Here is a 21,857-nt window from a genome sequence, read left to right as displayed (position 1 = left end):
TGCACTGAGGCGCTTTCTCCTTGTTAGAAACTCCCCTGGAGCAACTGTGAAAATGATCGAAAGTGCCCCCACGACAAGTAGCCGAGGTCGCAGGACGTCCTGGCTTGGCGTCATGCGGGGAGCCGGTCGCCCGGCCGGTCCTCGCCTACGGGGGTCGCAGAAGCTGCGGTTCCCTTCACTGCTGACAGCGCTGCTGCTCGCGCTCGGTGTCCTGGTGGCGCCGGTCGCGGCATCGGCTGCACCGGGGGATGTCGGTGTTGAGGGCCCGTCGCATTCGGGGACGGGGTCACCGACCGGCACGAAGCGTGCCACGAGTGCGTTGTGGTTCAACGACGGGTCCTGGTGGGGGAACCTGTGGGACACCGCCAGCTCGGATTTCCATATCTTCCGGTTCAATGCCGCGACAAATTCGTGGGTCGATACGGGTGTGACAACCGAGACGCGCTCGAACACCCATCACGACGTGTTGTGGGACGGGACGACTTTGTATGTGGCGAGTTATCGGTTCCTGAGCGCCGACCCCTCACCGGCTGAGCCGGGTTTCCCGACGACGATGCGGCGTTACAGCTACAACGCCAGCACAAAAACCTACGCGCTGCTGGGTTCTTCACAGATCAACAACTACCGTGTTGAGGCGCTGACCATCGATAAGGACTCCAGAGGCCGGGTGTGGGCCACCTGGCAGCAGGGGAACAAGATTTACCTGAACGTCACTGACCTTGATGGCGCAACCTGGGGGACGCCGTTCCCGCTTCCTGACTCGTTGGGCAACGTGTCTGTGGACGACATTTCGGCTGTGATCGCCTTCGGACCCGGCAAGATGGGTTTAATGTGGAGCCGGCAGGTCGGTGATTCCACCGACGGCATGTATTGGAGCTATCACGTCGACGGAGCGCCGATCACCGACTGGACCGCCCCGGTGGCGGCGGTGTCAGGGCAGCGCACTGGTGATGACCACATGAACCTGAAGTGGCTGGACTCCTCGGGTGGGCGGGTGTTCGCGGCTGTTAAGACGTCGTTCATAGCGGCGTCCCAGCCGCTGATCCAGCTGTTGGCATTGAATGGGACTACGTGGACGCCGCACACCATCGCGACTGTGTCGGAGTGCCCGAACCGGGTGATGCTCCTGATTGATGAGAGCACAGAGATGCTGCGTACCTTCGCCACCTATCCAAAGCCGGGCGGCACAACGAACGCCGGTGCCTGCTCCAACTCCGGGGGCGCTATCTACGAGAAGTCCGTGCCGCTGAGCAATATTGATTTCAGCACTGCGACGAAGACGCTCCGCATCCTGGACGCCGACCAGTATGCCCACAACGTGACGTCGACGAAGCAGAACCTCAACAGTCCGCGGGGCACGGCCAACAGCGGCCTGCTGGTGCTCGCCGACGTGGACGACACAAGCCGTTACTGGCATTACTACGACGCGAGCGGTGGAGATACAACGGCACCGACGGTGACGGTTACGTCTCCAACTTCTGACGCGACTGGTGTGGCGGTGGGCGCGGATGTGACGGGGACCTTCTCGGAAGCGATGACTGCCTTGACGGTCACGTCGGCCGCGTTCACGTTGACGGCAACGACGCCCGGCGCGGCGCCCGTGCCTGCAGCTGTGACCTACAACGGCACAGGCAACGTAGCAACGTTGGACCCCGCAGCGGATCTGGCGGCGGGTACGACGTACACGGCGACGATCAAGGGCGGCGCCAGCGGGGTCAAGGATGCTGCCGGTAACGCGTTGGCGTCGGACAGGACCTGGACGTTCACCACGGCTTACCCGGCGCCGGTTTCCTCGTTCACGGCCACGCCCACTTCGGGGACCGCCCCGCTGGAGGTGTCCTTCACGGATACTTCCACCGGTTCGCCGACGTCGTGGTCCTGGGACTTCGGCGACGGCGGCACGTCCACTGTGCAGAGCCCTGTCCACACGTATTCCGCCGACGGAACCTACACCGCGACCCTGACCGCTACCAATGGCACCGGTTCAAATTCGTCCAGTTCGACCATCACGGTCAGCCCGGTGGCGCCCCCGGCGCCGGTTTCCTCGTTCACGGCCACGCCCACTTCGGGGACCGCCCCGCTGGAGGTGTCCTTCACGGATACTTCCACCGGTTCGCCGACGTCGTGGTCCTGGGACTTCGGCGACGGCGGCACGTCCACTGTGCAGAGCCCTGTCCACACGTATTCCGCCGACGGAACCTACACCGCGACCCTGACCGCTACCAATGGCACCGGTTCAAATTCGTCCAGTTCGACCATCACGGTCAGCCCGGTGGCGCCCCCGGCGCCGGTTTCCTCGTTCACGGCCACGCCCACTTCGGGGACCGCCCCGCTGGAGGTGTCCTTCACGGATACTTCCACCGGTTCGCCGACGTCGTGGTCCTGGGACTTCGGCGACGGCGGCACGTCCACTGTGCAGAGCCCTGTCCACACGTATTCCGCCGACGGAACCTACACCGCGACCCTGACCGCTACCAATGGCACCGGTTCAAATTCGTCCAGTTCGACCATCACGGTCAGCCCGGTGGCGCCCCCGGCGCCGGTTTCCTCGTTCACGGCCACGCCCACTTCGGGGACCGCCCCGCTGGAGGTGTCCTTCACGGATACTTCCACCGGTTCGCCGACGTCGTGGTCCTGGGACTTCGGCGACGGCGGCACGTCCACTGTGCAGAGCCCTGTCCACACGTATTCCGCCGACGGAACCTACACCGCGACCCTGACCGCTACCAATGGCACCGGTTCAAATTCGTCCAGTTCGACCATCACGGTCAGCCCGGCAGTGCCCCCTGATGCACCCACGTTGGACGCACCCCCTGTCGTCAACCTTGCCAACGTCGCCGCCGCGTCCGTCTCCGGCACCGCCGGGGCGGCGAACACCGTGAGTGTCACAGTGTCCGACGGCGCGGGCCATGCCGTGAGCGGAACGGCCACGGCCAGCTCCACCGGAGCCTGGGCCCTACCCACGCTTAACCTCGCGGGCCTCGACGACGGCACCGTGACCCTGACCGCAACCGCGACCGATGCGGCGGGCACTACCAGCCCAACGACGACGGTAACGGTCGCCAAGGACACCGTGCCCCCGGCCGTGCCGTCGCTGACGGTCCCGGCCACGGTCACCGGCGCGACCGTCACGTCCGTGACGGTCAGCGGCAGCGCCGAGGCCGGAGCGACCGTCACTCTCAGGGTCGCGGACGGCGATGCCGTTCACACCGTCACTGCGACCACGGCTGCAGACGCAGCCGGGAACTGGACCACGACGGCGAACCTGACGAGCCTGAGCGACGGCCAGCTCACTTACACGGCCACCGCGACGGACTCCGCGGTCAACACGGGCGCCCCCGCAACGCAGACCGGAACCAAGAAGACAACGGCAACAGCACCGCAGTTCACGGGCCTGCCGTCCTCGATCACCGGCGACACCATCGGTGCCGTCCCACTCACCGGGACCGCTGATCCGGGGGCAACAGTGGCCCTCACGGCCATTGATTCCGCCAGCCACAGCGTATCGGCCACGGTAGCCGCAAATGGCTCCGGTAACTGGTCTGCGACGATGAACCTCAGCACCTTCGACTCAGGATCGGTGGCGTTCTCGGCCCAGGCCACCGACGCCGGTGACAATGTCAGCACAGTGACGACCGGGACCAGTCGTATCGGCCCGAGGGTCGTGTCCGTCACGCTCGTGAACGGCGGAACCGCCGGCACAGCCGACACCAACGACAAGGTGGTGGTGGTGTTCAACGAAGCCATGAGCCCGGGCTCGTTCTGCAGCACCTGGACCAGTCCCGCGGGGCCGTGGACACAGAGGAGCAACAGCGTCAGCGTACTCATCAGCCGCAACACGTCCGCACCCAACGACACCCTGACTCTCTCGTCGGGTTGCACGACCAACAACTTCGGAACGGTCAACCTCGGCGCCCGCTACACCACCAGCACCGGCGGAAACCTCACCTTCAAGGGCACCGGCACCCGCCCACCGTCCTCCGTTTCGCTCAGCGCGGACGGCAAGACCCTCACCATTACCCTCGGAGTCCTCAAGAGCGGCACCCCGGCCGCCGGCGTCACTGCCGGCATCCCCACCTACCAGGGGACCGCGAACGGCCAAACCGGCATCGCAACCGACACGAACGGAGTCCCGCTCGGAACCAAACCCTCCGGCCCGGGCACTGCCTCAGGCCTCTGATCCACACCGGGTGCGGTGAGCAAGCACTGAGAGGCGTATGCACGGGGAAAACGGCAGCGGGTAAACAGGTTGCTGACCGGTACCAAGGGCAGACGTCCAACGGACGCGGCTTTGCCCCACTCATCCCTCTTCTGTTGAGGTGGTGCGAGGGCCATCATTGAGTCAATGAGCGCTGCGATTAAGCCGGAGTTGGCCATGATCCAAACCATGCTGTGCAAGCTGAATCTCCGCCACGATTGGCACGTCGAACACGCCGAGGACGGAGGGCTATACACGCGTTGCCGGCGCTGCGGTAAGGACGGCGACAGCGGGGACGGCGCCAAAAACGGCTGGGCACTGACGAGGTGGTGGTAGCTTCGGTGCCTGGGGCACAGTCTGCCGGGGTGCCTCAGCTGATGAAGGCTGTCATGCGGATTGAAACGAGGATTCCGGGCAGGTCGACGCCGAGCTTGGCAACGTAGCGTGTCGGCGGGTCTTGCGGAAACCACCGTGCGTACTCTTCATTCAATCCCGGAAAGTCCGAAGGCTCGGTCAGCAGCACGCCCACCTCGACGACGTTTTCCAACCCTGCCCCTGATGCTTCAAGGATGGCCTCACAGTTGGCAAGAGCCTGCCGCGTCTGCTCCTGAATGCTGTGGCCCGCGAGCTGGCCGTTGCTCGGATCGGTACCGACGGTCCCCGACACAAAAACGAATGGTCCGGCTTTCACACCCTGGCTGAAGAACGGTGAACCCGGTGCCTTGGCCGACCTAACGATTTCCCTCGCCATGACAGATCCTTTCAGGGAGTTCAGTGGATTGTGGCAGCAGAATGGCAGTCACCGCTGTACAACGCAACCCCTGGCACGTCCGCCGTCGAATACTCACCATAAAATTAGTAAGCAGGAGCGCGGGCCGGAAACGGCAGGGAACAACCTGGATTAGTGCGCTGGCCGTGTTGGGCGCATGGCTTCCTGTAGTCATACCGGTGGTTCAGGTGGCCCGCACTCTTGCGCTGTGGTTCGTCTAAAGGCGGTCCGAACTGCTGGCCGCCAGAGGCCTGGCTTTCCTGCGCGGGGTAACACCGCCTGAACGGGAATGGTGCCCTACCCGAGTTCGATGCGGAGCTCGACGTCGTCGGGGAGGTGCTCGAAAACGCTCAGGTCCGAGGAAGTGATCTCGCCCATTTTTGTGAGGGTAGGGACGGAGCCGGTCTCCTCGTAGATGATGGTGATGCTGTCGAGCGGGTTGTAGTACACGATGTCCCCGGGTTGAACGTCGGTGTAGAACGGGCCTGTCTCGGTCATCGGGGCGGGAAGTTCCGTGATGTACTCGATGCCGGCGTTGCGGAACCAGGGCAGGGTCACCGGGAGGGTGGCGGCGAAATCCTGGGAAACTTGGCTGTCGTTGAGGGTCGCGGTCATGACGACATCTTCGGCAATGATGGTGATCGGGGTTCCATTCGTGGACGCCTCGGCCGGTGCCGCCGGGGACCCGGTGGCGGGTGGGGCGGCGGCTGCCGTCGGGGATGTGGTGCTGTTCCCGGCCAGGGGAGCCGAACATGCGCCGAGGGACATCGCGGCCACAGTACCGAGGGCTGCAAGAGACAGTCCTTTCTTCATCATTTCCTAGGCGTTTTCGAGGGACATGGCGGAGGACAGTTCGCGATGCGCGTTGACCTGGTCGAGGAGCAGTCGGGCCTTGTGTTCGACGCCGGCGACGACGTCTGCTCCGGCGACGAAGCGCAGGGGAGGGGTCTCCAGGGCGGCGATGGTGACAAGGGCTGTGCCGAGCTTTGCAGGGTCGCCGCCCTGCTGGCCGTTCATGCTCTTCCAGGCGGCGATGGTCCCGGTGGTGCGCTCGGCGTAGTCGTCGATGGAGAGTTCGGGCCAGATCGAGGATGCACCCTCGACGAGGAGCTCGGTGCGGAAGAAGCCGGGTTCGACGATGGTGGTGTGGATGCCGTAGGGCTGCACGTCGTACTGGAGGGACTCCATCCAGCCTTCCAGCGCGAACTTTGATGCAGCGTAGGCCGCGCAGAACTCCTGGCCGATGATGCCGGCGGCGGAGGTGATGGTGATGACATGGCCGCTGCGCCGCGTGCGCATGACCGGCAGGATCGCCCGGGTGACGTTCAGCGGGCCGAAGAAGTTGGTCTCCATCTGCGCCCGGAACTGGGCGTCGCTGATCTCCTCGAAGTAGCCGGCGTAGAAGTTACCGGCATTGTTGACGAGCACATCGATGCTTCCGAAACGCCCGACGGCGGCATGTGCGGCGGCTGCTGATGCTGCGGCATCGGTGATATCGAGTGAGAGGGCGAGGAGGTTTTCGTGTTCGCCGAGGGCGGCGGTGACATTGGCGGCGTCGCGGGCGGTGGCGACGACACGGTGGCCGGCGTCCAGGGCGGCCTTGGCCAGGTCGACGCCCATGCCGCGGGCGGCTCCGGTAATGAACCAAACGTTGGTCATGATGATTGCCTTTCAAAAGTGGCGGCCGGCCCGTTCGGGGCGGCTGATGTTTCAAGTCAACAGGTCGGCGCCGGACCCAGCGAGACCCTGCTTAGAGGTTCCCCAGCAGGGCCCCTCTAGGTCGCGCGATCAGGGGTACCGTCGATTCCATGGACAACCAGGACGACCTTAGCCAGTTCCTCAGCTCGCGCCGGGCCAAGCTGACCCTGCAGCAGGTGGGCCTGCCTGACTTCGGCGGACGGCGGCGTGTTCCCGGCCTTCGGCGGGAAGAAGTCGCCCTCCTGGCCGGCATGAGCTCGGAGTACTACAAACGGCTGGAACGGGGCAACGCCAAGGGCGCATCCGAGGCCGTAATTGATGGGGTCAGCCGCGCCCTCCAGCTGGATGAAGCCGAGCACTCACATCTCTACGAGCTCATCCGCTCAGCCAATGCGGGAGCCCATCCACAGCGCAGGCGCCCGGCACGCAAAACGCAGATGAACCCGGCCCTGCAGCGGACGATTGACGCGATGTCGACCGTTCCGGTGTTCGTGCAGAACGGCCGGCTGGACGCAGTTGCAGCCAACCGTCTCGGCCGGGCTCTCTTCTCGGAAATGTTCGACGACGCCCGGCAGCCGGTGAACGCTGCGCGCTTCGTGTTCCTCGATCCCAGGGCGCAGGCCTTCTATCAGGACTGGGAGTCCAACTCCCGCCAGATCGTCGCCCTCCTCCGGGTCGAAGCGGGCCGTTCCCCCTACGACCGGCAGCTCAGCGACCTGGTGGGCGAACTCTCAACCCGGAGCGAGCTCTTCCGTAAACTCTGGGGCGCCCACGACGTCCGCGAACACCGCACAGGTATCAAGAGCATCCACCACCCCATCGTGGGGGACCTCGACCTGACCTTCCTCGGACTGGACCTCGCCACAGACCGCACACTCCAGATGCTGGTATTCTCCGCGGAACCCGGGTCCTCGTCCCACGACGGGCTGCAGCTGCTGGCCAACTGGGCGAGCACGCAGGGCCCGGCGGTGAACGCGCTCGGCCAAGCAACCACTCAGAACACCACCGGGCCCTGATGCTGCTACTTTTGCGGGCTTTGGGGGCTCAATCCTGACTCCGGTACTGAGGCCGCCGAACCGTCAACGCGGGGCAAGCGGGGGAGAGGCGCGCTGGCCAGTGCCCGCGCCAAGACCGTCCAGCATTTCCGTCAGCGACTCAAGCGATGAGCGTTGTGGCGTCCAATCCAGAATCCCTCGCGCCCGGGCGGTGTCCATGATGGGTGCGCCGGCTGCCATATCGATCCACCCGCCGTCGGTCGACTGCAACCGCAGGCGCCAGCTCATTTCGACGACGGCGCGCAGCACCGGCAGCGGCAAAGGCAACAGCCGCTTGGCGTGCAGAACCCAACCCAGCGCATTGGGATCCAGCACGGGCTCGGCTGCGATGTTGAATGCGCCGGCCGCCCGACTATCCAGCACACGCCAGTAGGCGTCTGCCACGTCATCGGCGTGCACGGCCTGGAAGACCAGCTCCGGTGGAATGGGCAGGATGGGAATCGAGGGCTTACGCGGTACGAGCCGTGCCAGAAAATGCCCCAGGAAGTATCGCCCCACCTCACTGCCGGCCTGGGCACTGAACGTCAACGCAGGCCGGAGCCGTGCCACAACGACGTCGGGGTTCTCCCGGGCAAAGGCATCCAGTAGGCGTTCCTGGGCGGCCTTATCCACGCTGTAGTGGGATCCGTCAACGCCCGCCGTTGGCCAATCCTCGTTGGTCCGCTGCTCCTTGGGAGCCGGCGAATAAGCGCCCACCGATGAAGCGCACACAATATGCCCGACGCCGGCTGTCCGGGCTGCCCGGAGAACGTGGTCGGTTCCGGAGACGTTCGTCCGGCGAAGCTGCTCCCGATCATGGTTGGGCTGAATAAGCCAGGCCAGGTGGACCACGGCGTCAGCCCCGGCGAAGGCACTTTCGAGTGCCGGCAGGTTACCCGGATCCCCAACGTCCACGCTGCGCCACATCACATCGCGGTATGGTTCAGCGTCCTGATCCGGTTCGCGGCGGGCAACGCCGACGATCTCCAGATCAGCACCCGCTTCGGAGCGGGCTTGGTGAAGGCGGTTAAGCACTGCCGTGCCAACGTGGCCGGTAGCGCCGGTGAGCACAATCCGCATGGGCTTCTCCTCAGTATGGATCTGTGGCAGTACCCGCCCAGCCTAGGAGCGGGCAGGCTGCGGTGTAAATGAGCAAGTGTATAGCCGCCGTGGCTCCTCCACCCGGAAACGCGGCGAGGACGCACCGGCCGCAAACGGCTCCACCACCCGATAGTGGGTGACCTGGACCTGAGCTTCGAGGCCCTGGAGCTCCCCGCGGATCCGGGACTTCGCATCAACGTGTACACGGCGGATCCCGCGACACCTTCAGAGGACGCACTGAAAGTCCTTGCCAGCTGGGCCGCCACCCAGCGTACCGCCGACGGAATCCCCGTCAAGGAGAAGAAATGAACGGCCGCCCTTCCACTGTCCTGATCATCGGTGCCACCTGCAGCATCGGCCGTCACGCCGTGAACGAGGCGCTGAAGCAGGGCTACCCGGTGCGGGCCCTCGTTCGTGACAGGAACCGCGCTGCCCGCACCCTTCCCGACGGCGTCGAAATCGTCGTCGGTGACCTGACCCGCCCTGACACCCTCGGCCCTGCCGTCTAGGGAGTGCAGGCGTTCCGTCAGGACCTCGCAACGATCTCGGCCGGACACTCTTTTCAGGGGTAGGGTTTGCGTTAGTCGACGAAGGGGTCACCATGAGCTACAAATATCGAACCGTCCGGGTCCGGGGTACCGAGCTGGTTGGAACAATTGCCAGAAAGCACGGGAGTGCGGCTGAGATCTACGAGACATCCAAGGACCCGAGCACATCGGTGGTTCCGGTATTCTTCGAGGCAACGGGCGAGGTCCGTTTTTTCGACAGGTCAGTGCTGGAGGACGTAGTGCCGCCAGCCAGTTGACGGCGCAGGTGTACGAGCCCAGCGGGTGAAACCACGTGCCGCAGCCGGTCCATGTCCAAGCTTCAGTTGCCAATTTTCCTTTTAACAGTCATTAGTTAGCCACTGTGAAGGGAATCACGGTCACCCCGGAGTTTGTCGATCCCAGTTTGTTGTCACGGCATGACGTTCGCAGGTGTAGCTTGTGTACGCCATTGGTCAGAGTCCTGGTGTCGATCGAGATGGGGGCGGACCCGAAGGGCCCGGGTCCGTATGCACCTGCAGCGTCCCAGAGTACGGTTCCGGCGTTGGACGGAACGCCGTGGAAGTCCGGGTCTATCGAGATAAATGAGTGAGTCGCCGGGAGCGAGCCATCGGGGTGGGTGGACAGGCCCACCACGGGAGTCCAGACTCCTGATACCGGACTGTCTGGAAGGGGAACTGCACGGACCGAGGCCTCACAGTACAGGGCGTGGGTGTACCAACCCTTGCCCCGAAGGAAAGCATGCCTCGAAACGTTGGAGAGTGACCTGCCGTTTTCGATGTTGGCCTGCCAGTTGAAGCTGGTTTGCATTTCGTTGCCGTCCGGCTCCGGGACGAAAGCGCGAAAGCGGATTTCCTGCGCGCCTGAATGGTTGAATGCAGAGATTGGCCGCGAGAACGTCAGCCAGCGCTCACAGGTTCCGGAGCACACGAAGTCGCCCTCCCCTGTGCTGGACGGGCCGGGGCAGGTGAAGTCTGCTGCTGTCGCCCGCAGGTAACACTTCTGGACGGTCGTTTCGGTGTCTGAGGTTTTGAACACCATTGCGACGTAGTTGGCCTTGCCCGGGTTGTCGTGGAGGACCACCCGCACATTCACCGTGAGGTTTCCCGAACTGATCGTTTCACCTTCAGGGATGCATGCCCCCAAGTGAACATGGCCGGTATTGGTGGTGGAGTTGTTGGCTTGGTCGGCGTCCGGCATCCACCACGCTTGAGTATCCACGAACTGCCGGGTTTCGGTGTACGTCGTGCTGTCGGCGGCGGGGGCACCTATGCACGGTCCGGTCACAGCCCGGGCAGCACCGGGACTCAGCGCAGTCATCAGAGCACAGGTCATCGCAACACCAATTCCCAGTCCCAGGAATCGTCTCATGGCCGTCCAGCCTTCCAAGTGATTGTTTGCGTCTCTTGGTTGTCCCGCTCGTTGGGGCTTCCTGTATGCCCCCGTTCTTTCCGGGTGGGGGCCTGTGCGGTAATCGTGGCGCGTCGCCGCTGCCTGGCGTGGTGATTGCCGGATTTATTAAGGTTTCGGCGCCTCTCCGGATTCCAGGCCCGGAGGGGGCGGAGTATGCGATTCGGGAAACTGCGCGCTGACGTACTGCCAGTTGCCGGCGTCCCAGCGACGAACCTTGGAATTTTAGGCCAAAGGAGACTCGGCCATTATAGGCCCGGGATAAGAGGCAAACCAGAGTGTCAAGACGCTCCGGTGCTCATTATTTGGGTGGTGAGGCCCGTTGTCACCGACGGACATCGTGGTGTGCACCTGGGTCCTGAATGATGCGGTCTTGATCCTGTTGCGCGGGGGAGCGGCCTCAGGAAGCCTCAGCACCACTGAGCGCTCCAGGTGCCCGCCGCGTGCAGCCGGGGCAGGGGTGGCCGTCACGTTATCGTGGGTCCAACACATCCAGTCAGGAGCCCTGCATGCCGTACGTCGTTGATTTCAAGAACGTTTCTACAGCCGGCCTCGAGTCGTCTCCGGTCGCCGAGGCGCTCGCGGGGTTGCGCGCCAATGAGGCCCGGTATTACAGCACCAAGTACGGCCACGCTTTTACCGTCAACCCTGCCGGCGAGGTCCCTGAAGTGGTGGACCGCGTAAGCCGGATCCTCCAGGGAGAGCGGGACATCGTCTTTGGCTCCCGCCCGCTCGAAGCAGCGGCTTTCGACGTCGAGGGTTTACGGATGAGCTATGTGTTCTACGAGTCGGGGCTGGCTGTCAACGTTATGTACAGCATCGAGGACGGCGGCAAGCGTGCGGTGGGATTCAAACTGGCCGACGGCATGGAGGTGCCGGAGGAGCTGGCATCAAAATTCAAGTTTGCCCGCCAGAAATCAAAGCTCGCAGGTGTCATCCGTGGCTCCTACATCGTGATCAAGGGCGAGTACTGATGTGCACCTCGTGCGGGGGGATGATGATCGCTCCTCTCGGGTGAATCTTCCAGTCAATGACAGGCTCCTGACGCAAAAATAACGACGATCAGACAATTCCCGACAAATACATCACATTAGTTTGACTAAAAGGGTGTCCTAAGTAAGGCTTGCCTTGCTAAAGACCACTTCTGTTGACCTAAGGATGACCTGTGCCACTGCTGCCAACTGTTGACGAGATACGCACGGATCCGAACCGGGTAGACCGTGCCCTCCCCGGCCACGATTTCGGTTCCCGGGTGGAGCTTGCCCTCGCGGCCACCAACCATCTGTTCAACTCACGCAACTCGACCCGCTACGTGGCACAGGTGCTGCAGGGCGTCAACACCGTGGCCACCAAACTGGACCGCACCACACGCCCGTTCACCGGTGTCGGACCGTCCGAGATGAGGGACCGCATCGGCGCGGTCGATCTTGACCGCCCGCTTCCGGACACCGCCGCAGCGCTGGAAGAGCTCGAGTCCGTCTACCTCCGGGATGCCGTCTACTTTTCTGATGCCAAGTACGCCGCCCACCTGAACTGCCCCGTGGTGATTCCGGCGCTCGTGGGGGAGGCCATCCTGTCCGCGGTGAACTCGTCGATGGACACCTGGGACCAGAGCGCGGGCGCCACCATGATCGAGCGCCGGCTGATCGACTGGACCACGGAGCGGCTGCAGCTGGGGCCCGCCGCCGACGGCGTGTTCACCTCCGGGGGAAGCCAGTCCAACCTGCAGGCGCTGCTGATTGCCCGGAACCACGCCGTCGCCGGGCTGCGGCAGGAACCGGCCAGGGCCGGAGACCGGCTGCCCGCCCTGCTGGAAAAGTTGCGGATTTTCACGTCCGCCGACAGCCACTTCAGCATCCAGAAATCGGCCTCCATACTGGGCCTGGGCTTCGATGCCGTGATCTCCGTCCCGTGCACCCCCGAACACAGGATGGATCCCGCCGCCCTCGCGGGGGCCATGGCGGAAGCACACGACGCCGGACTGGTGCCGATGGCGGTGGTGGCCACGGCCGGGACTACCGATTTCGGCGCCATTGATCCCCTCGCCGAACTCGCCGCCCTGGCCCGTGCTTACGGCGCCTGGTTCCACGTTGATGCAGCGTACGGCGGCGGGCTGATGGTCTCCAACCGGTACCGCCACCTGCTGGACGGAACGCGGCTGGCCGATTCCGTCACCGTGGATTTCCACAAAACGTTCTTCCAGCCGGTCAGCTCCAGCGCCCTCCTGGTCCGGGACCGCACCATGCTGGAGCACGTCACCTACTACGCGGACTATCTGAACCCGGAAAGTGCAGCCCTGGCCAGGGTCCCCAACCAGGTGGACAAGAGCATCCAGACCACGCGGCGCTTTGACGCACTCAAGCTCTGGCTGACCCTGCGCATCATGGGCGCTGACGCGATCGGCGCACTGTTTGACGAAGCCATCGATCTCGCCACCCGGGTGGGGTCCCTGCTGGCAGCCGACGACGACTTCGAGCTCGCGGCCGATCCCCAGCTCAGCACCCTGGTCTTCCGCTACAGGCCACGCATCCCCGGTTCCGGTCCCGCCAACCCCGGCCACATGCTCTCCGAGGATGCAGCCGACACCCTCAACCCGGCCATCCGCGCAGCAGTTTTCGCCTCCGGCGAGGCCGTGGTGGCCGGCACCAAAGTGGCCGGCAGGCACTACCTCAAGTTCACCCTCCTCAACGCCGAGGCCAGCCTGGGGGACATCAGCGACATCATCGGACTGCTGCGCCGCACCGGCGCCCAACTGCTTGCCAGCACAGCCACAGCGGAGGCAACCGCATGAGCACCTCCACTGAACCCCACATTTACGATCTGGCCGGCATCGGCGTCGGGCCCTTCAACCTCGGCCTCGCCGCCCTCAGCGAACCGGTGGACGGGCTGGACTGCATTTTCCTGGAACAACGCGGCACCTTTGACTGGCACCCCGGCATGATGCTGGAACCTGCGCACCTGCAGGTGCCGTTCATGGCGGACCTGGTGACGCTCGCGGACCCCACCTCGCGGTACTCGTTCCTGAACTTCCTCAAAGAGACCGGGCGCCTCTACCGCTTCTATATCCGGGAAAACTTCTACCCGCTGCGCGCGGAATACAACCAGTACTGCCAGTGGGTGGCCGGCCAGTTGCGGTCCGTCCGTTTCAGCACCGCCGTGGTTGATGTGGCGTACGACGGCGGCGTGTACCGGCTGTCCGTGGAGGATCCCCGGGGGCCTGAGGTACTGCTGGCGCGGCGGTTGGTGCTGGGCACCGGCACGTCACCGTTCGTCCCGGCGTCCTGTGACGGAATAGTCGATGCCGCGGTGAACGGGGGCGGGGGACTGGTCCTCCACAACACCGACTACCTGTCGAGGAAGAGTGAGCTGCAGGCAAAGCGCAGCATCACCATCGTGGGCAGCGGCCAGAGCGCCGCGGAAATCTACTGTGAGCTCCTGCAGGAGATCGACGTCCACGGCTACCAGCTGAACTGGGTCACCCGGTCCGGGCGTTTCTTTCCGCTGGAGTACACCAAACTAACGCTGGAAATGACGTCGCCGGAATACGTGGATTACTTCCACGGGCTGCCGCAGGACCAGCGCGACGGCCTTATCAGGAGCCAGAAGAACCTGTACAAGGGCATCAACTCCGAGCTGATCGATGCCATTTACGATCTCCTCTACACCAAGAGCCTTTCCGGGCTGGTGGACACACAGCTCCTGACGCACTCGTCGCTGACGGGCGCCAGCTGGAACGCGGCGGGAAGCTCCCACACCCTGCAGCTCCGGCACGAGGAACAGGGCGCCGATTACACGCTGGACACCGAGGCCGTGGTCCTGGCCACCGGCTACACCTACCGCGAGCCGGGCTTCCTCACCGGCATCCGGGACCGCATCGCCCGGGACTCCGCGGGCAGGTTCGCCGTGGCACGCAACTACAGCACCGGCGTCGAACCCGGCGAAATCTTTGTCCAGAACGCCGAGCTGCATACGCACGGCTTTGTCACCCCCGATCTGGGCATGGCCGCCTACCGCAATTCCTGCATCCTCCGGGACATCACCGGCCGCGAGGTCTACCCGGTGGAGCGCAGCATCGCGTTCCAGCACTTCGGCGCACCCCAGCCCGTCCCCACCCGGGCAGTGGAGGTGTCAGCATGAGCTTCACGTTCCGCTGCCTTGACGCGGTCTCTGATGCACCCATCCTCCACAGCTGGGTCACCCAGCCTTACGCCTCGTTCTGGGGAATGCAGTCCGCCACGGTTGAAGGGGTTGTGGAGGAATACTCGCGGATCCAGTCCAGCGGGCATCACCATGCGTTGCTGGGGCTCGACGGCGGAGTCCCCGCCTTCCTGATGGAGGAGTACCTGCCGTCCGCCTCGCCACTTGCCGCTGCTTATGCCGTGCACGACGGCGACATCGGCATGCACCTGCTGGTGGCGCCGCCGTCGGGAGTTCCCACGCCGGGTTACACGGCCGCCGTGATGGATGCAGTGCTGAACCGGCTGTTCCTGAAGCCCGGAGTGGACCGCGTGGTGGTGGAACCCGATGCCCGGAACGCCAGAATCCACGTTCTCAACGGGCGGTTCGGCTTCCAACCGGCAGGGCTGGTAACGCTGCCCGGCAAGGAAGCGCTGCTCAGCTTCTGCACGGGCCAGGACTACCTCGACGCCCGCGCGGCGCTCCACAACACCCATGACCTTTCCACCCCGATCCACCAGGGAGCCACACTGTGAACACCACCGAACTGGACGCGGCCACCACAACCAACGCCGTCCCGCACCTCGCGCCGGAGCGCTGGGCCGCAGCCAACCGCCACCTGGTCCGGAAGGCCCTCGCCGAATTCCTGCACGAACGCATCCTCGTGCCGCAGCGGCTGGGATCCGGGGCCGGCACGGCAGGCCCGGACGAACCGGCAGTCTACGTGGTGCGCAGCGACGATAACTCAGCGGCGTACTCTTTCACGGCGCGGGTCCTGGAACTCGAGCACTGGGCGGTGGACGCCGCCTCCATCCGCTGCACGCGGGGCGGGGAGGACGCCACTCCCGATGCCCTGCGCTTCATCACCGAGTTCAAGGGCACACTGGGCATCCGTGAAGAGATGCTTCCGGTCTACCTCGAGGAAATCAGCAGCACCCTTGCCGGCCACTCCTACAAACAGTGGCTTGCGCAGCCCTCGGCCCGGGAGCTTGCCGCTGGCGTCACCGGCGGAACCGATCCGGCAGCCGACTTCCAGTCCGTCGAGCGCAGCATGACCGAAGGGCATCCCTGCTTCGTAGCCAACAACGGCCGGCTGGGCTTCGGCATCAGCGACTACCGTGCCTTCGCCCCGGAAATCGGTGCGCCCGTCCGGCTGGAATGGATCGGGGTCCACCGAAGCCACGCCGTTTTCACGGCCAGCGCAGGGCTGGACTGCCGCGCCCACCTTGAGGCCGAACTCGGTGCCGGAGTGCTGCGATCGTTTGACGCCGAGTTCACGGCCCAGGGAGTGGAGCCTGCGGATTACTTCCTGATGCCCGTCCATCCCTGGCAGTGGGAGAACAAGCTCACCGTCACATTCGCCGCCGACATCGCACAGCAGCACATCATTCACCTTGGAACGGGCAGCGACGGCTACCAGGCCCAGCAGTCCATCCGCACGTTCTTCAACACCAGCGCCCCTGCCAAGAGCTACGTCAAGACCTCCATGTCGGTCCTGAACATGGGCTTTATGCGGGGACTTTCGCCCGAGTACATGAAGGCCACCCCCGCCATCAATGACTGGCTACAGGACCTGATCCGGGCAGACAGCGCACTGCAGAAGCGCGGCCTGGGGATGATCAGCGAGATCGCGGCCATCGGCTATCACAACAGGTACTACGAGGCCGCCGCCGCCAAGGGCTCGCCGTACCGCAAGATGCTCTCCGCGCTGTGGAGGGAAAGCCCCCTCCCGCTCCTGGCGGAGGGCCAGCAGCTGGCCACCATGGCCTCACTGCTGCACGTCGACCCGGCCGGCAAACCGCTGGTGTCAGCGCTCATGGAGCTGTCCGGACTGGAACCCGCAGAGTGGCTCCGCCGCTACTTCGAGGCGTACCTCGTCCCGCTGGTCCACTGCCTCTACCGTTACGAACTCGCGTTCATGCCGCATGGCGAAAACGTGATCCTGGTTCTGGAGAAGGGAGTGCCTGTCCGGGCGGTCATGAAGGACATTGCCGAGGAAATCGTGGTGATGGGGGACAGGCTGGACCTGCCCGGGGAGGTTGCCCGGATCCGGGTGGAGATTCCCGACGGAGAAAAGGTCCTGGCTATCTTCACGGACGTCTTAGACTGCATTTTCCGCTTCCTTGCCGCGCTGCTGGTCGAGGACGGAAAGCTCAGCCAGACGGAATTCTGGGGTACCGCGGCCGCGGTCATTCTGGAATACCAGGCGGAGCACCCGGAGTTGGCTGACCAGTTCACCCGCCACGATCTGTTCGCTCCTGACTTTGCCCTTTCGTGCCTGAACCGGCTTCAGCTGCGCAACAACCAGGAGATGCTGGACCTTGCGGACCCGTCCGGCGGGCTGCAGATGGCGGGGCGCCTCGTCAATCCGCTCGCACGGTTTGCCCCGGCGGGGAGTTGAGTTCGGACGGGGCGGCGCTGCGGTCACGCTGCTGCAGGTCCAGTGTGTAGACGGCCAGTGGGGCTTTGGGAGGCTGCCGTCGCACGTCCCGTTCGGTCTGGTGCTGGAAGCCAAAACGGAGGTAGAGGCGCTGCGATCGCACGTTGTGCTGCGCGGTATCCAACACCAGGCGTTCGGACCCCATGCCGCAGCAATATCTGCACCTTCTGCCAGGAGCGCTCCGCCAAGACCCTGCTTGCGGGCCTCGGGCAGGACGGCGAGCAGGCGCCTCCGCTTCGCCGTCGCGGGCCTGGCGGGCATAGGGGACTCCTTGGGGAAAGATGCTGGCCGTCCCCAGGAGCGTGCCATCTGTCCCTTCGGCAACCAGCATCACGCCCTGGCGGTCCCGGCCTGCGGCGTCCAGCAGCAAAGCGAGGCGTTCCACCTCCGGCAGCGCGGAGCCTGGTTCCATATGGCCAAAACCGGCCAGCGTCAGTTGGCCAATATGTTGGTATTCGTCCGGGCGTGCCCGGCGGACAAGGAAAGTCATGCGCCTACGATACGGTCCGGAGAATCCGCAGCGGAAAACCATTGAGCGGCGTTTCCCCCGGTTGCGCCGTATGGCCGGTGCGACCATTCCCTCACTAAAGGCGCTGGTCAGGAGCCGTCTTCATTACCTCATGCTTCTGGCTGTGAAGTCAGGTTGCGTTGCGCGTCGGTGCATTTCACACCCGTTAGAAGGCGGCCGGGACGGGTGGTTGGTTGGACGTATCGGCTTTGAAAGGAACGAACATGACGGAATATTTTGATCTCACCCCGCAGCGTCTGCGTCACGTCCTGGGCCACTTTGCCTCCGGGCTGACGGTAGTCACCGCAGCAACGGACAACGGTCCGGCGGGCTTCACCTGCCAGTCGTTCTCCTCCCTCTCCCTGGACCCGGCCCTGGTGACGTTCAGTCCCGCCCGCAGCTCCAGCACCTGGCCTTTGCTGCGCAAGGCCGGGCGCTTCACGGTGAACATCCTCCCGGCCGAGCACCAGCACCTTGCCGGCCAGTTCGCCCGGTCCGGCACCGACAAATTTGCCGGTGTGGATTACAGCGCTTCGCCGCTGGGAAACCCCGTGCTGGACCAGGCACTCGCCTGGGTGGACTGCGAGCTTCATGAGGAGTACGACGGCGGCGACCACACCATTGTGGTGGGGGCAGTCCGGGCACTCGGTTCCAGGGACGGGGCGGAGCCTCTACTGTTCTTCAAGGGCGGATACTTCGCCGGCGTGCCGGCCCGGGCCGCTGTGCTGGAGAGCGTCGCATGACGGCGGTCAGTTGCGAAGCCGCCGTCGGCTATGGCTTCACTATCTACTCCTGAAGGACTTAAGCGCATGATCGGGACACTCACCCACAGGATCCACATGATCTGCGGCGACGAGCTCTCCGTGCTTCGTCGGCAGATGTATGCGCTCGGCCGGCTGGACATCCACGACGGCGGTGTTGAGGGGGCCGCGACGGCCATGGCCCGCAAGCCCTCCTGCGTGAATCACGGCGTCAGCGTTGACATTGTCTGCTTCGCACAGCGTTCCACCACAGACGTAGCCTCGATCATGATCTCCGTGGCCATGCATGTTCACCCCGACCGCCGGCCCGGGGACGTGTACTGGGAGGAAGCCGATGCATGGGCGCAGGCGGTCGCCGGGAGTGACCGTTACGGCGTGGAGCCCCGTGGCGGACTTGAGAAGCCAGGCAGCAGGATCTTCCACTACGCGCTTACTGCTGACGAACCTGCAACCGGAGCTCATCGACTGGGTTTCCCCGCAGTTCGCCAGCGTACGGCACAGCCTTGGATTCCGGAAGTCTGGCCCAAGCGCATCCTGGCGGCGCCGAGCCAGTGAGCTTCGGCTGAGCGGAGCGGGACGTTGTGCCCTGACTGGGGAAGCCGCGGGCGCGTAGATTGAGGCCGGATCAAGGATGGGATTTCGGATGAGCGGGCCGCGGCGCATCGACACGCACCAGCACATCATTCCGCCTGAATATGCGCGCTGGATGCATGAAAAGCGCGTCCGCCCAGGGGGCTTGGGCATGCCTTCATGGTCGCAGCGTTCTGCGCTGAAGTTCATGGACAGCAACGAAATCCAGGCCGGCATCCTGTCCCTGTCCACACCGGGTGTCTACTTCGGGGACGTCCTGGAGGCGCGGCGCTGGGCACGCGAGGTCAATGAGTACAGCGCGCAGGTGGTGGCCGGCAGGCCGGAGCGGTTCGGGTTCTTCGCAACAGTGACTCTGCCGGACGTGGACGGCGCCCTGGCGGAGGCTGAGTACGCCCTGGACACGCTGCATGCTGACGGCATCGCGCTATTGGCCAGCAACGATGGCCGCTACCCGGGCGATCCCGGCTTCGAGCCGCTGCTGGAGTTCCTGGACGGGCGCCATGCCGTGGTGTTCATCCACCCCGGTGAGCTTCCCGCTCCGGCGGTGCCTGGCATCCCCACCTTCGCTGCGGACTTCCTGCTCGACACCACCCGCGCCGCCATCAGCCTGATCCTGTCCGGTGCGATGGACAAGTACACAAGAATTAAGTTCCTGCTGGCCCATGCTGGCGGCTTTGTGCCGTACATAGCTTTCCGGATCCTGCTCACGATGCTCAACAACAGGGAGCTGGCCCTCACAGCGTTGGCGGCGCTGGCGGATGAGAAGCAATCCGTCCTGCGGCGGTTCTACTATGACATCGCCCTGTCTGCCACCCCGTCGGCGCTCCCCAGCCTGCTTGAGGTCGCCGACCCCGGGCGCATCACGTTCGGCTCGGATTTCCCCTTCGCCCCGTCGATGGCGATCGGATTCCTGAATATGCAATATGAGAACTACCCGCTGGACCGATCGTTGCGCACGGCGATAGACCGCGGCAATGCGGAGGCGCTGTTTCCGCGGCTGAGGCAGAGCCGCGGCTGAACCCGCCGGACGCCGTCCGGTCCTGTGCGGGTCAGTACTTCCGTAGGTTGAGGGGTTCTTGTCCGTGCCACCGTTCCCGGAGGAGGGCTGTGCACGCGCCGAGCAGCAGGTTCAGTTCCGCCGTGCTGTTGGAGAGTGAGCGCAGGACCAGTCCGGTGGTTCCGGCCAGTGTGCGGGTGAGCGAGATGCCGGTGTGTGCCTTGTAGCCCGCGGTGAGTGCATGAAGTCCGTCTGCCAGCGACTGGTTAACGCGCGCGTCCACCACCACCAGTGAGCCCAAATGGCTGAAGCCCTCCATAAAGCCCATGCCTGTGACGTCACCGGCGGGCGGCCGGATCAGCAGGTTGTCCAGCGCCAGCAGCCGTCCGCCGTCGTCGGTTTCCACCAGGATTTCATTCCGGAGCCGAAGCTCTTCATACCGGAACGACGCACCGTCCGGCGACCAGCCGGGAGTGATGACCTCAGCCATGACCAGGCTCGACGACGGCCGCACGGTGATGTGCGTGTTCTGCCGGTAGCTGGCCTCCCGGTAGGCGATCAGCTGGTCCGGGGCCAGCTCCAGCCGTGCCCCCTCGCCGAGCCGCAAGGTCATGCGCTGCTCCGCAAAAGACCCCGGAGTCCGGTAAATCTTGGTCGCCGACTGCGTCGTCAAAAGCAGGTCGGCCCCGTCGCCCACCTCCACGTCAACAAGAAAGAGATCGGCCCCGAGATAGGCCCCGCCAGGATTGACGAGCACATAACAAACCTGCCCGGAATCGTCGAGGTAGTGCGGCCGCAAAACCCGAAGGGCGCCTTCATGGTACTGATGCGTGGCAACCGACCGTCCGCTCCGTTCACTAACCACGAGCTCAAGAACACCGCGCGGCGAGCCGTCCCCCGAGGCGGCGGAGCCGGATGTAAGGGGCCGCGGCGTGGTGGGCACCGCGAAGCGGGCACGGCCCCTTACATCCGGTGAAGCCGCCGGTGTCACGTAGGCCGCCGTCGTGCTCATGGCGCGAGGTCGAGCATCAGGACGTCCCTGCGCATCCATTCGATGACGGTGTCGAGCCCTTCGTCGGTTTTCAGGTTGGTGAAGCAGAAGGGCCTGGTTCCGCGGAATTCCTTGGAATCCCGTTCCATGACTGAGAGGTCGGCGCCGACGTGGGGTGCGAGGTCGGTTTTGTTGATGATGAAGAGATCGGACTTGATCATGCCCTGGCCGGCCTTGCGGGGGATCTTTTCACCTTGGGCCACGTCGATGATGTAGATGGAGAAGTCCACGAGTTCGGGGCTGAAGGTGGCGGAGAGGTTGTCGCCGCCGGATTCGACGAAGATCACCTGCAGGTCCGGATGGCGGGCTTTGAGTTCCTCGATGGCGGCGGTGTTCATGGAGGTGTCTTCGCGGATGGCGGTGTGTGGGCAGCCGCCGGTTTCTACCCCGATGATCCGGTCCTCGGGGAGGATGCCGTTGGCGGCCAGGATTTTGGCGTCCTCGATGGTGTAGATGTCGTTGGTGATGGCGGCCATGGAGATTTCGCGGCTCATGTGGCGGGTGAGCCGCTCCACGAGCTGGGTTTTACCGGCGCCTACCGGGCCGCCGATGCCGATCTTGATGGGTTCCGTCATGTG

Annotated in this window: 21 protein-coding genes and 1 pseudogene; 14 read left to right on the top strand and 8 right to left on the bottom strand. The window is 64.5% G+C overall.

The features are described 5' to 3' along the window. The first annotated feature begins 112 nt into the window (after positions 1-112). Together AC1MCA_RS00745 and AC1MCA_RS00740 are read left to right on the top strand one after the other, a co-directional pair. Positions 113-4,180 carry a PKD domain-containing protein gene (locus tag AC1MCA_RS00745; protein ID WP_479800483.1) on the top strand — a complete coding sequence of 1,356 codons (4,068 nt, stop codon included), beginning with the start codon at positions 113-115 and terminating at the stop codon, positions 4,178-4,180. A gap of 165 nt (positions 4,181-4,345) precedes the next feature. Further along, the gene (locus tag AC1MCA_RS00740; protein WP_479800482.1) at positions 4,346-4,534 is read left to right on the top strand and encodes a hypothetical protein; all 189 of its coding nucleotides are present in this window, start codon (positions 4,346-4,348) and stop codon (positions 4,532-4,534) included. Positions 4,535-4,568: 34 nt separating this feature from the next. Here the strand turns inward: AC1MCA_RS00740 and AC1MCA_RS00735 are convergent, their stop codons facing one another. From AC1MCA_RS00735 to AC1MCA_RS00725, 3 genes are all read right to left on the bottom strand, one after another. Next, positions 4,569-4,949, bottom strand: coding sequence for a RidA family protein (locus AC1MCA_RS00735; RefSeq protein ID WP_479800481.1), 381 nt, complete (start codon positions 4,947-4,949; stop codon positions 4,569-4,571). Positions 4,950-5,264: 315 nt separating this feature from the next. Then, entirely contained in the window at positions 5,265-5,780 is a 516-nt protein-coding gene (locus AC1MCA_RS00730) for a cyclophilin-like fold protein (RefSeq protein WP_479800480.1), read from the bottom strand. A 6-nt stretch (positions 5,781-5,786) separates the two neighbouring features. Continuing rightward, complete coding sequence (locus AC1MCA_RS00725) at positions 5,787-6,626, bottom strand: SDR family NAD(P)-dependent oxidoreductase (RefSeq protein ID WP_479800478.1); 840 nt, start codon at positions 6,624-6,626, stop codon at positions 5,787-5,789. 149 nt (positions 6,627-6,775) lie between these two features. Here AC1MCA_RS00725 and AC1MCA_RS00720 point away from each other — a divergent pair, with 149 nt between their 5' ends. After that, positions 6,776-7,681: a helix-turn-helix transcriptional regulator gene (locus AC1MCA_RS00720; RefSeq protein ID WP_479800477.1), complete on the top strand. Its 906-nt coding sequence runs from the start codon at positions 6,776-6,778 to the stop codon at positions 7,679-7,681. 63 nt (positions 7,682-7,744) lie between these two features. On the opposite strand, the gene AC1MCA_RS00715 is transcribed toward AC1MCA_RS00720, so the two are convergent. Further along, the gene (locus AC1MCA_RS00715) at positions 7,745-8,779 is read right to left on the bottom strand and encodes an NAD-dependent epimerase/dehydratase family protein (RefSeq protein WP_479800476.1); all 1,035 of its coding nucleotides are present in this window, start codon (positions 8,777-8,779) and stop codon (positions 7,745-7,747) included. 117 nt (positions 8,780-8,896) lie between these two features. On the opposite strand from AC1MCA_RS00715, the pseudogene AC1MCA_RS00710 reads away from it, so the two are divergent. From AC1MCA_RS00710 to AC1MCA_RS00700, 3 genes and pseudogenes are all read left to right on the top strand, one after another. Further along, a pseudogene (locus AC1MCA_RS00710) lies at positions 8,897-9,109 on the top strand (MmyB family transcriptional regulator); the annotation flags it as partial. Then, the gene (locus AC1MCA_RS00705) at positions 9,106-9,309 is read left to right on the top strand and encodes an NAD(P)H-binding protein (RefSeq protein ID WP_479800474.1); all 204 of its coding nucleotides are present in this window, start codon (positions 9,106-9,108) and stop codon (positions 9,307-9,309) included. The pseudogene AC1MCA_RS00710 and the gene AC1MCA_RS00705, both read left to right, overlap by 4 nt. 92 nt (positions 9,310-9,401) lie before the next feature. Continuing rightward, entirely contained in the window at positions 9,402-9,605 is a 204-nt protein-coding gene (locus AC1MCA_RS00700; RefSeq protein WP_108600722.1) for a hypothetical protein, read from the top strand. A 91-nt stretch (positions 9,606-9,696) separates the two neighbouring features. Here AC1MCA_RS00700 and AC1MCA_RS00695 read toward each other — a convergent pair whose 3' ends face one another. Continuing rightward, entirely contained in the window at positions 9,697-10,665 is a 969-nt protein-coding gene (locus AC1MCA_RS00695; protein ID WP_479800473.1) for a hypothetical protein, read from the bottom strand. Positions 10,666-11,264: 599 nt separating this feature from the next. On the opposite strand from AC1MCA_RS00695, the gene AC1MCA_RS00690 reads away from it, so the two are divergent. The 5 genes from AC1MCA_RS00690 to AC1MCA_RS00670 all read left to right on the top strand — a co-directional run bounded on the left by AC1MCA_RS00690 (position 11,265) and on the right by AC1MCA_RS00670 (position 17,332). Continuing rightward, on the top strand, positions 11,265-11,729 hold the full coding sequence (locus AC1MCA_RS00690; protein WP_479800471.1) for a phage tail protein: 465 nt from the start codon (positions 11,265-11,267) through the stop codon (positions 11,727-11,729). 191 nt (positions 11,730-11,920) lie between these two features. Next, on the top strand, positions 11,921-13,546 hold the full coding sequence (locus AC1MCA_RS00685) for a pyridoxal phosphate-dependent decarboxylase family protein (protein ID WP_479800469.1): 1,626 nt from the start codon (positions 11,921-11,923) through the stop codon (positions 13,544-13,546). After that, positions 13,543-14,892: a lysine N(6)-hydroxylase/L-ornithine N(5)-oxygenase family protein gene (locus AC1MCA_RS00680; protein WP_479800468.1), complete on the top strand. Its 1,350-nt coding sequence runs from the start codon at positions 13,543-13,545 to the stop codon at positions 14,890-14,892. The genes AC1MCA_RS00685 and AC1MCA_RS00680 overlap by 4 nt, the downstream gene beginning before the upstream one ends. Further along, on the top strand, positions 14,889-15,467 hold the full coding sequence (locus tag AC1MCA_RS00675; RefSeq protein ID WP_479800467.1) for a GNAT family N-acetyltransferase: 579 nt from the start codon (positions 14,889-14,891) through the stop codon (positions 15,465-15,467). Before AC1MCA_RS00680 ends, AC1MCA_RS00675 begins: the two co-directional genes overlap by 4 nt. Beyond that, entirely contained in the window at positions 15,464-17,332 is a 1,869-nt protein-coding gene (locus AC1MCA_RS00670) for an IucA/IucC family protein (RefSeq protein ID WP_479800466.1), read from the top strand. Before AC1MCA_RS00675 ends, AC1MCA_RS00670 begins: the two co-directional genes overlap by 4 nt. On the opposite strand, the gene AC1MCA_RS00665 is transcribed toward AC1MCA_RS00670, so the two are convergent. Then, on the bottom strand, positions 17,295-17,861 hold the full coding sequence (locus tag AC1MCA_RS00665) for a GNAT family N-acetyltransferase (protein WP_479800464.1): 567 nt from the start codon (positions 17,859-17,861) through the stop codon (positions 17,295-17,297). The two genes, AC1MCA_RS00670 and AC1MCA_RS00665, sit on opposite strands and share 38 nt — an antisense overlap. Positions 17,862-18,103: 242 nt before the next feature. Between AC1MCA_RS00665 and AC1MCA_RS00660 the strand changes: the two genes are divergently transcribed. From AC1MCA_RS00660 to AC1MCA_RS00650, 3 genes are all read left to right on the top strand, one after another. Then, on the top strand, positions 18,104-18,622 hold the full coding sequence (locus AC1MCA_RS00660) for a flavin reductase family protein (protein ID WP_479800462.1): 519 nt from the start codon (positions 18,104-18,106) through the stop codon (positions 18,620-18,622). A 66-nt stretch (positions 18,623-18,688) separates the two neighbouring features. After that, positions 18,689-19,195, top strand: coding sequence for a hypothetical protein (locus AC1MCA_RS00655; protein WP_479800461.1), 507 nt, complete (start codon positions 18,689-18,691; stop codon positions 19,193-19,195). 76 nt (positions 19,196-19,271) lie between these two features. Beyond that, complete coding sequence (locus tag AC1MCA_RS00650) at positions 19,272-20,249, top strand: amidohydrolase family protein (RefSeq protein WP_479800460.1); 978 nt, start codon at positions 19,272-19,274, stop codon at positions 20,247-20,249. A gap of 31 nt (positions 20,250-20,280) precedes the next feature. On the opposite strand, the gene AC1MCA_RS00645 is transcribed toward AC1MCA_RS00650, so the two are convergent. Both AC1MCA_RS00645 and ureG read right to left on the bottom strand, forming a co-directional pair. Further along, positions 20,281-21,240, bottom strand: coding sequence for an urease accessory protein UreD (locus AC1MCA_RS00645; RefSeq protein ID WP_479800458.1), 960 nt, complete (start codon positions 21,238-21,240; stop codon positions 20,281-20,283). Beyond that, positions 21,237-21,854 carry an urease accessory protein UreG gene (ureG, locus tag AC1MCA_RS00640; RefSeq protein ID WP_479800456.1) on the bottom strand — a complete coding sequence of 206 codons (618 nt, stop codon included), beginning with the start codon at positions 21,852-21,854 and terminating at the stop codon, positions 21,237-21,239. Before ureG ends, AC1MCA_RS00645 begins: the two co-directional genes overlap by 4 nt. Positions 21,855-21,857 lie beyond the last annotated feature (3 nt).

The sequence above is a fragment of the Arthrobacter sp. BK1 genome, from assembly GCF_056680055.1.
This window is presented reverse-complemented; position numbering and strand designations above follow the sequence as displayed.

Bases quoted from the DNA above. Each gene is read 5' to 3' on its own strand.
- AC1MCA_RS00745 (WP_479800483.1), top strand. From the start codon at position 113: ATGCGGGGAGCCGGTCGCCCGGCCGGTCCTCGCCTACGGGGGTCGCAG.
- AC1MCA_RS00740 (WP_479800482.1), top strand. From the start codon at position 4,346: ATGAGCGCTGCGATTAAGCCGGAGTTGGCCATGATCCAAACCATGCTG.
- AC1MCA_RS00735 (WP_479800481.1), bottom strand. From the start codon at position 4,949: ATGGCGAGGGAAATCGTTAGGTCGGCCAAGGCACCGGGTTCACCGTTC.
- AC1MCA_RS00730 (WP_479800480.1), bottom strand. From the start codon at position 5,780: ATGAAGAAAGGACTGTCTCTTGCAGCCCTCGGTACTGTGGCCGCGATG.
- AC1MCA_RS00725 (WP_479800478.1), bottom strand. From the start codon at position 6,626: ATGACCAACGTTTGGTTCATTACCGGAGCCGCCCGCGGCATGGGCGTC.
- AC1MCA_RS00720 (WP_479800477.1), top strand. From the start codon at position 6,776: ATGGACAACCAGGACGACCTTAGCCAGTTCCTCAGCTCGCGCCGGGCC.
- AC1MCA_RS00715 (WP_479800476.1), bottom strand. From the start codon at position 8,779: ATGCGGATTGTGCTCACCGGCGCTACCGGCCACGTTGGCACGGCAGTG.
- AC1MCA_RS00705 (WP_479800474.1), top strand. From the start codon at position 9,106: ATGAACGGCCGCCCTTCCACTGTCCTGATCATCGGTGCCACCTGCAGC.
- AC1MCA_RS00700 (WP_108600722.1), top strand. From the start codon at position 9,402: ATGAGCTACAAATATCGAACCGTCCGGGTCCGGGGTACCGAGCTGGTT.
- AC1MCA_RS00695 (WP_479800473.1), bottom strand. From the start codon at position 10,665: ATGACTGCGCTGAGTCCCGGTGCTGCCCGGGCTGTGACCGGACCGTGC.
- AC1MCA_RS00690 (WP_479800471.1), top strand. From the start codon at position 11,265: ATGCCGTACGTCGTTGATTTCAAGAACGTTTCTACAGCCGGCCTCGAG.
- AC1MCA_RS00680 (WP_479800468.1), top strand. From the start codon at position 13,543: ATGAGCACCTCCACTGAACCCCACATTTACGATCTGGCCGGCATCGGC.
- AC1MCA_RS00675 (WP_479800467.1), top strand. From the start codon at position 14,889: ATGAGCTTCACGTTCCGCTGCCTTGACGCGGTCTCTGATGCACCCATC.
- AC1MCA_RS00665 (WP_479800464.1), bottom strand. From the start codon at position 17,861: ATGACTTTCCTTGTCCGCCGGGCACGCCCGGACGAATACCAACATATT.
- AC1MCA_RS00660 (WP_479800462.1), top strand. From the start codon at position 18,104: ATGACGGAATATTTTGATCTCACCCCGCAGCGTCTGCGTCACGTCCTG.
- AC1MCA_RS00655 (WP_479800461.1), top strand. From the start codon at position 18,689: ATGATCGGGACACTCACCCACAGGATCCACATGATCTGCGGCGACGAG.
- AC1MCA_RS00650 (WP_479800460.1), top strand. From the start codon at position 19,272: ATGGGATTTCGGATGAGCGGGCCGCGGCGCATCGACACGCACCAGCAC.
- AC1MCA_RS00645 (WP_479800458.1), bottom strand. From the start codon at position 21,240: ATGAGCACGACGGCGGCCTACGTGACACCGGCGGCTTCACCGGATGTA.
- ureG (WP_479800456.1), bottom strand. From the start codon at position 21,854: ATGACGGAACCCATCAAGATCGGCATCGGCGGCCCGGTAGGCGCCGGT.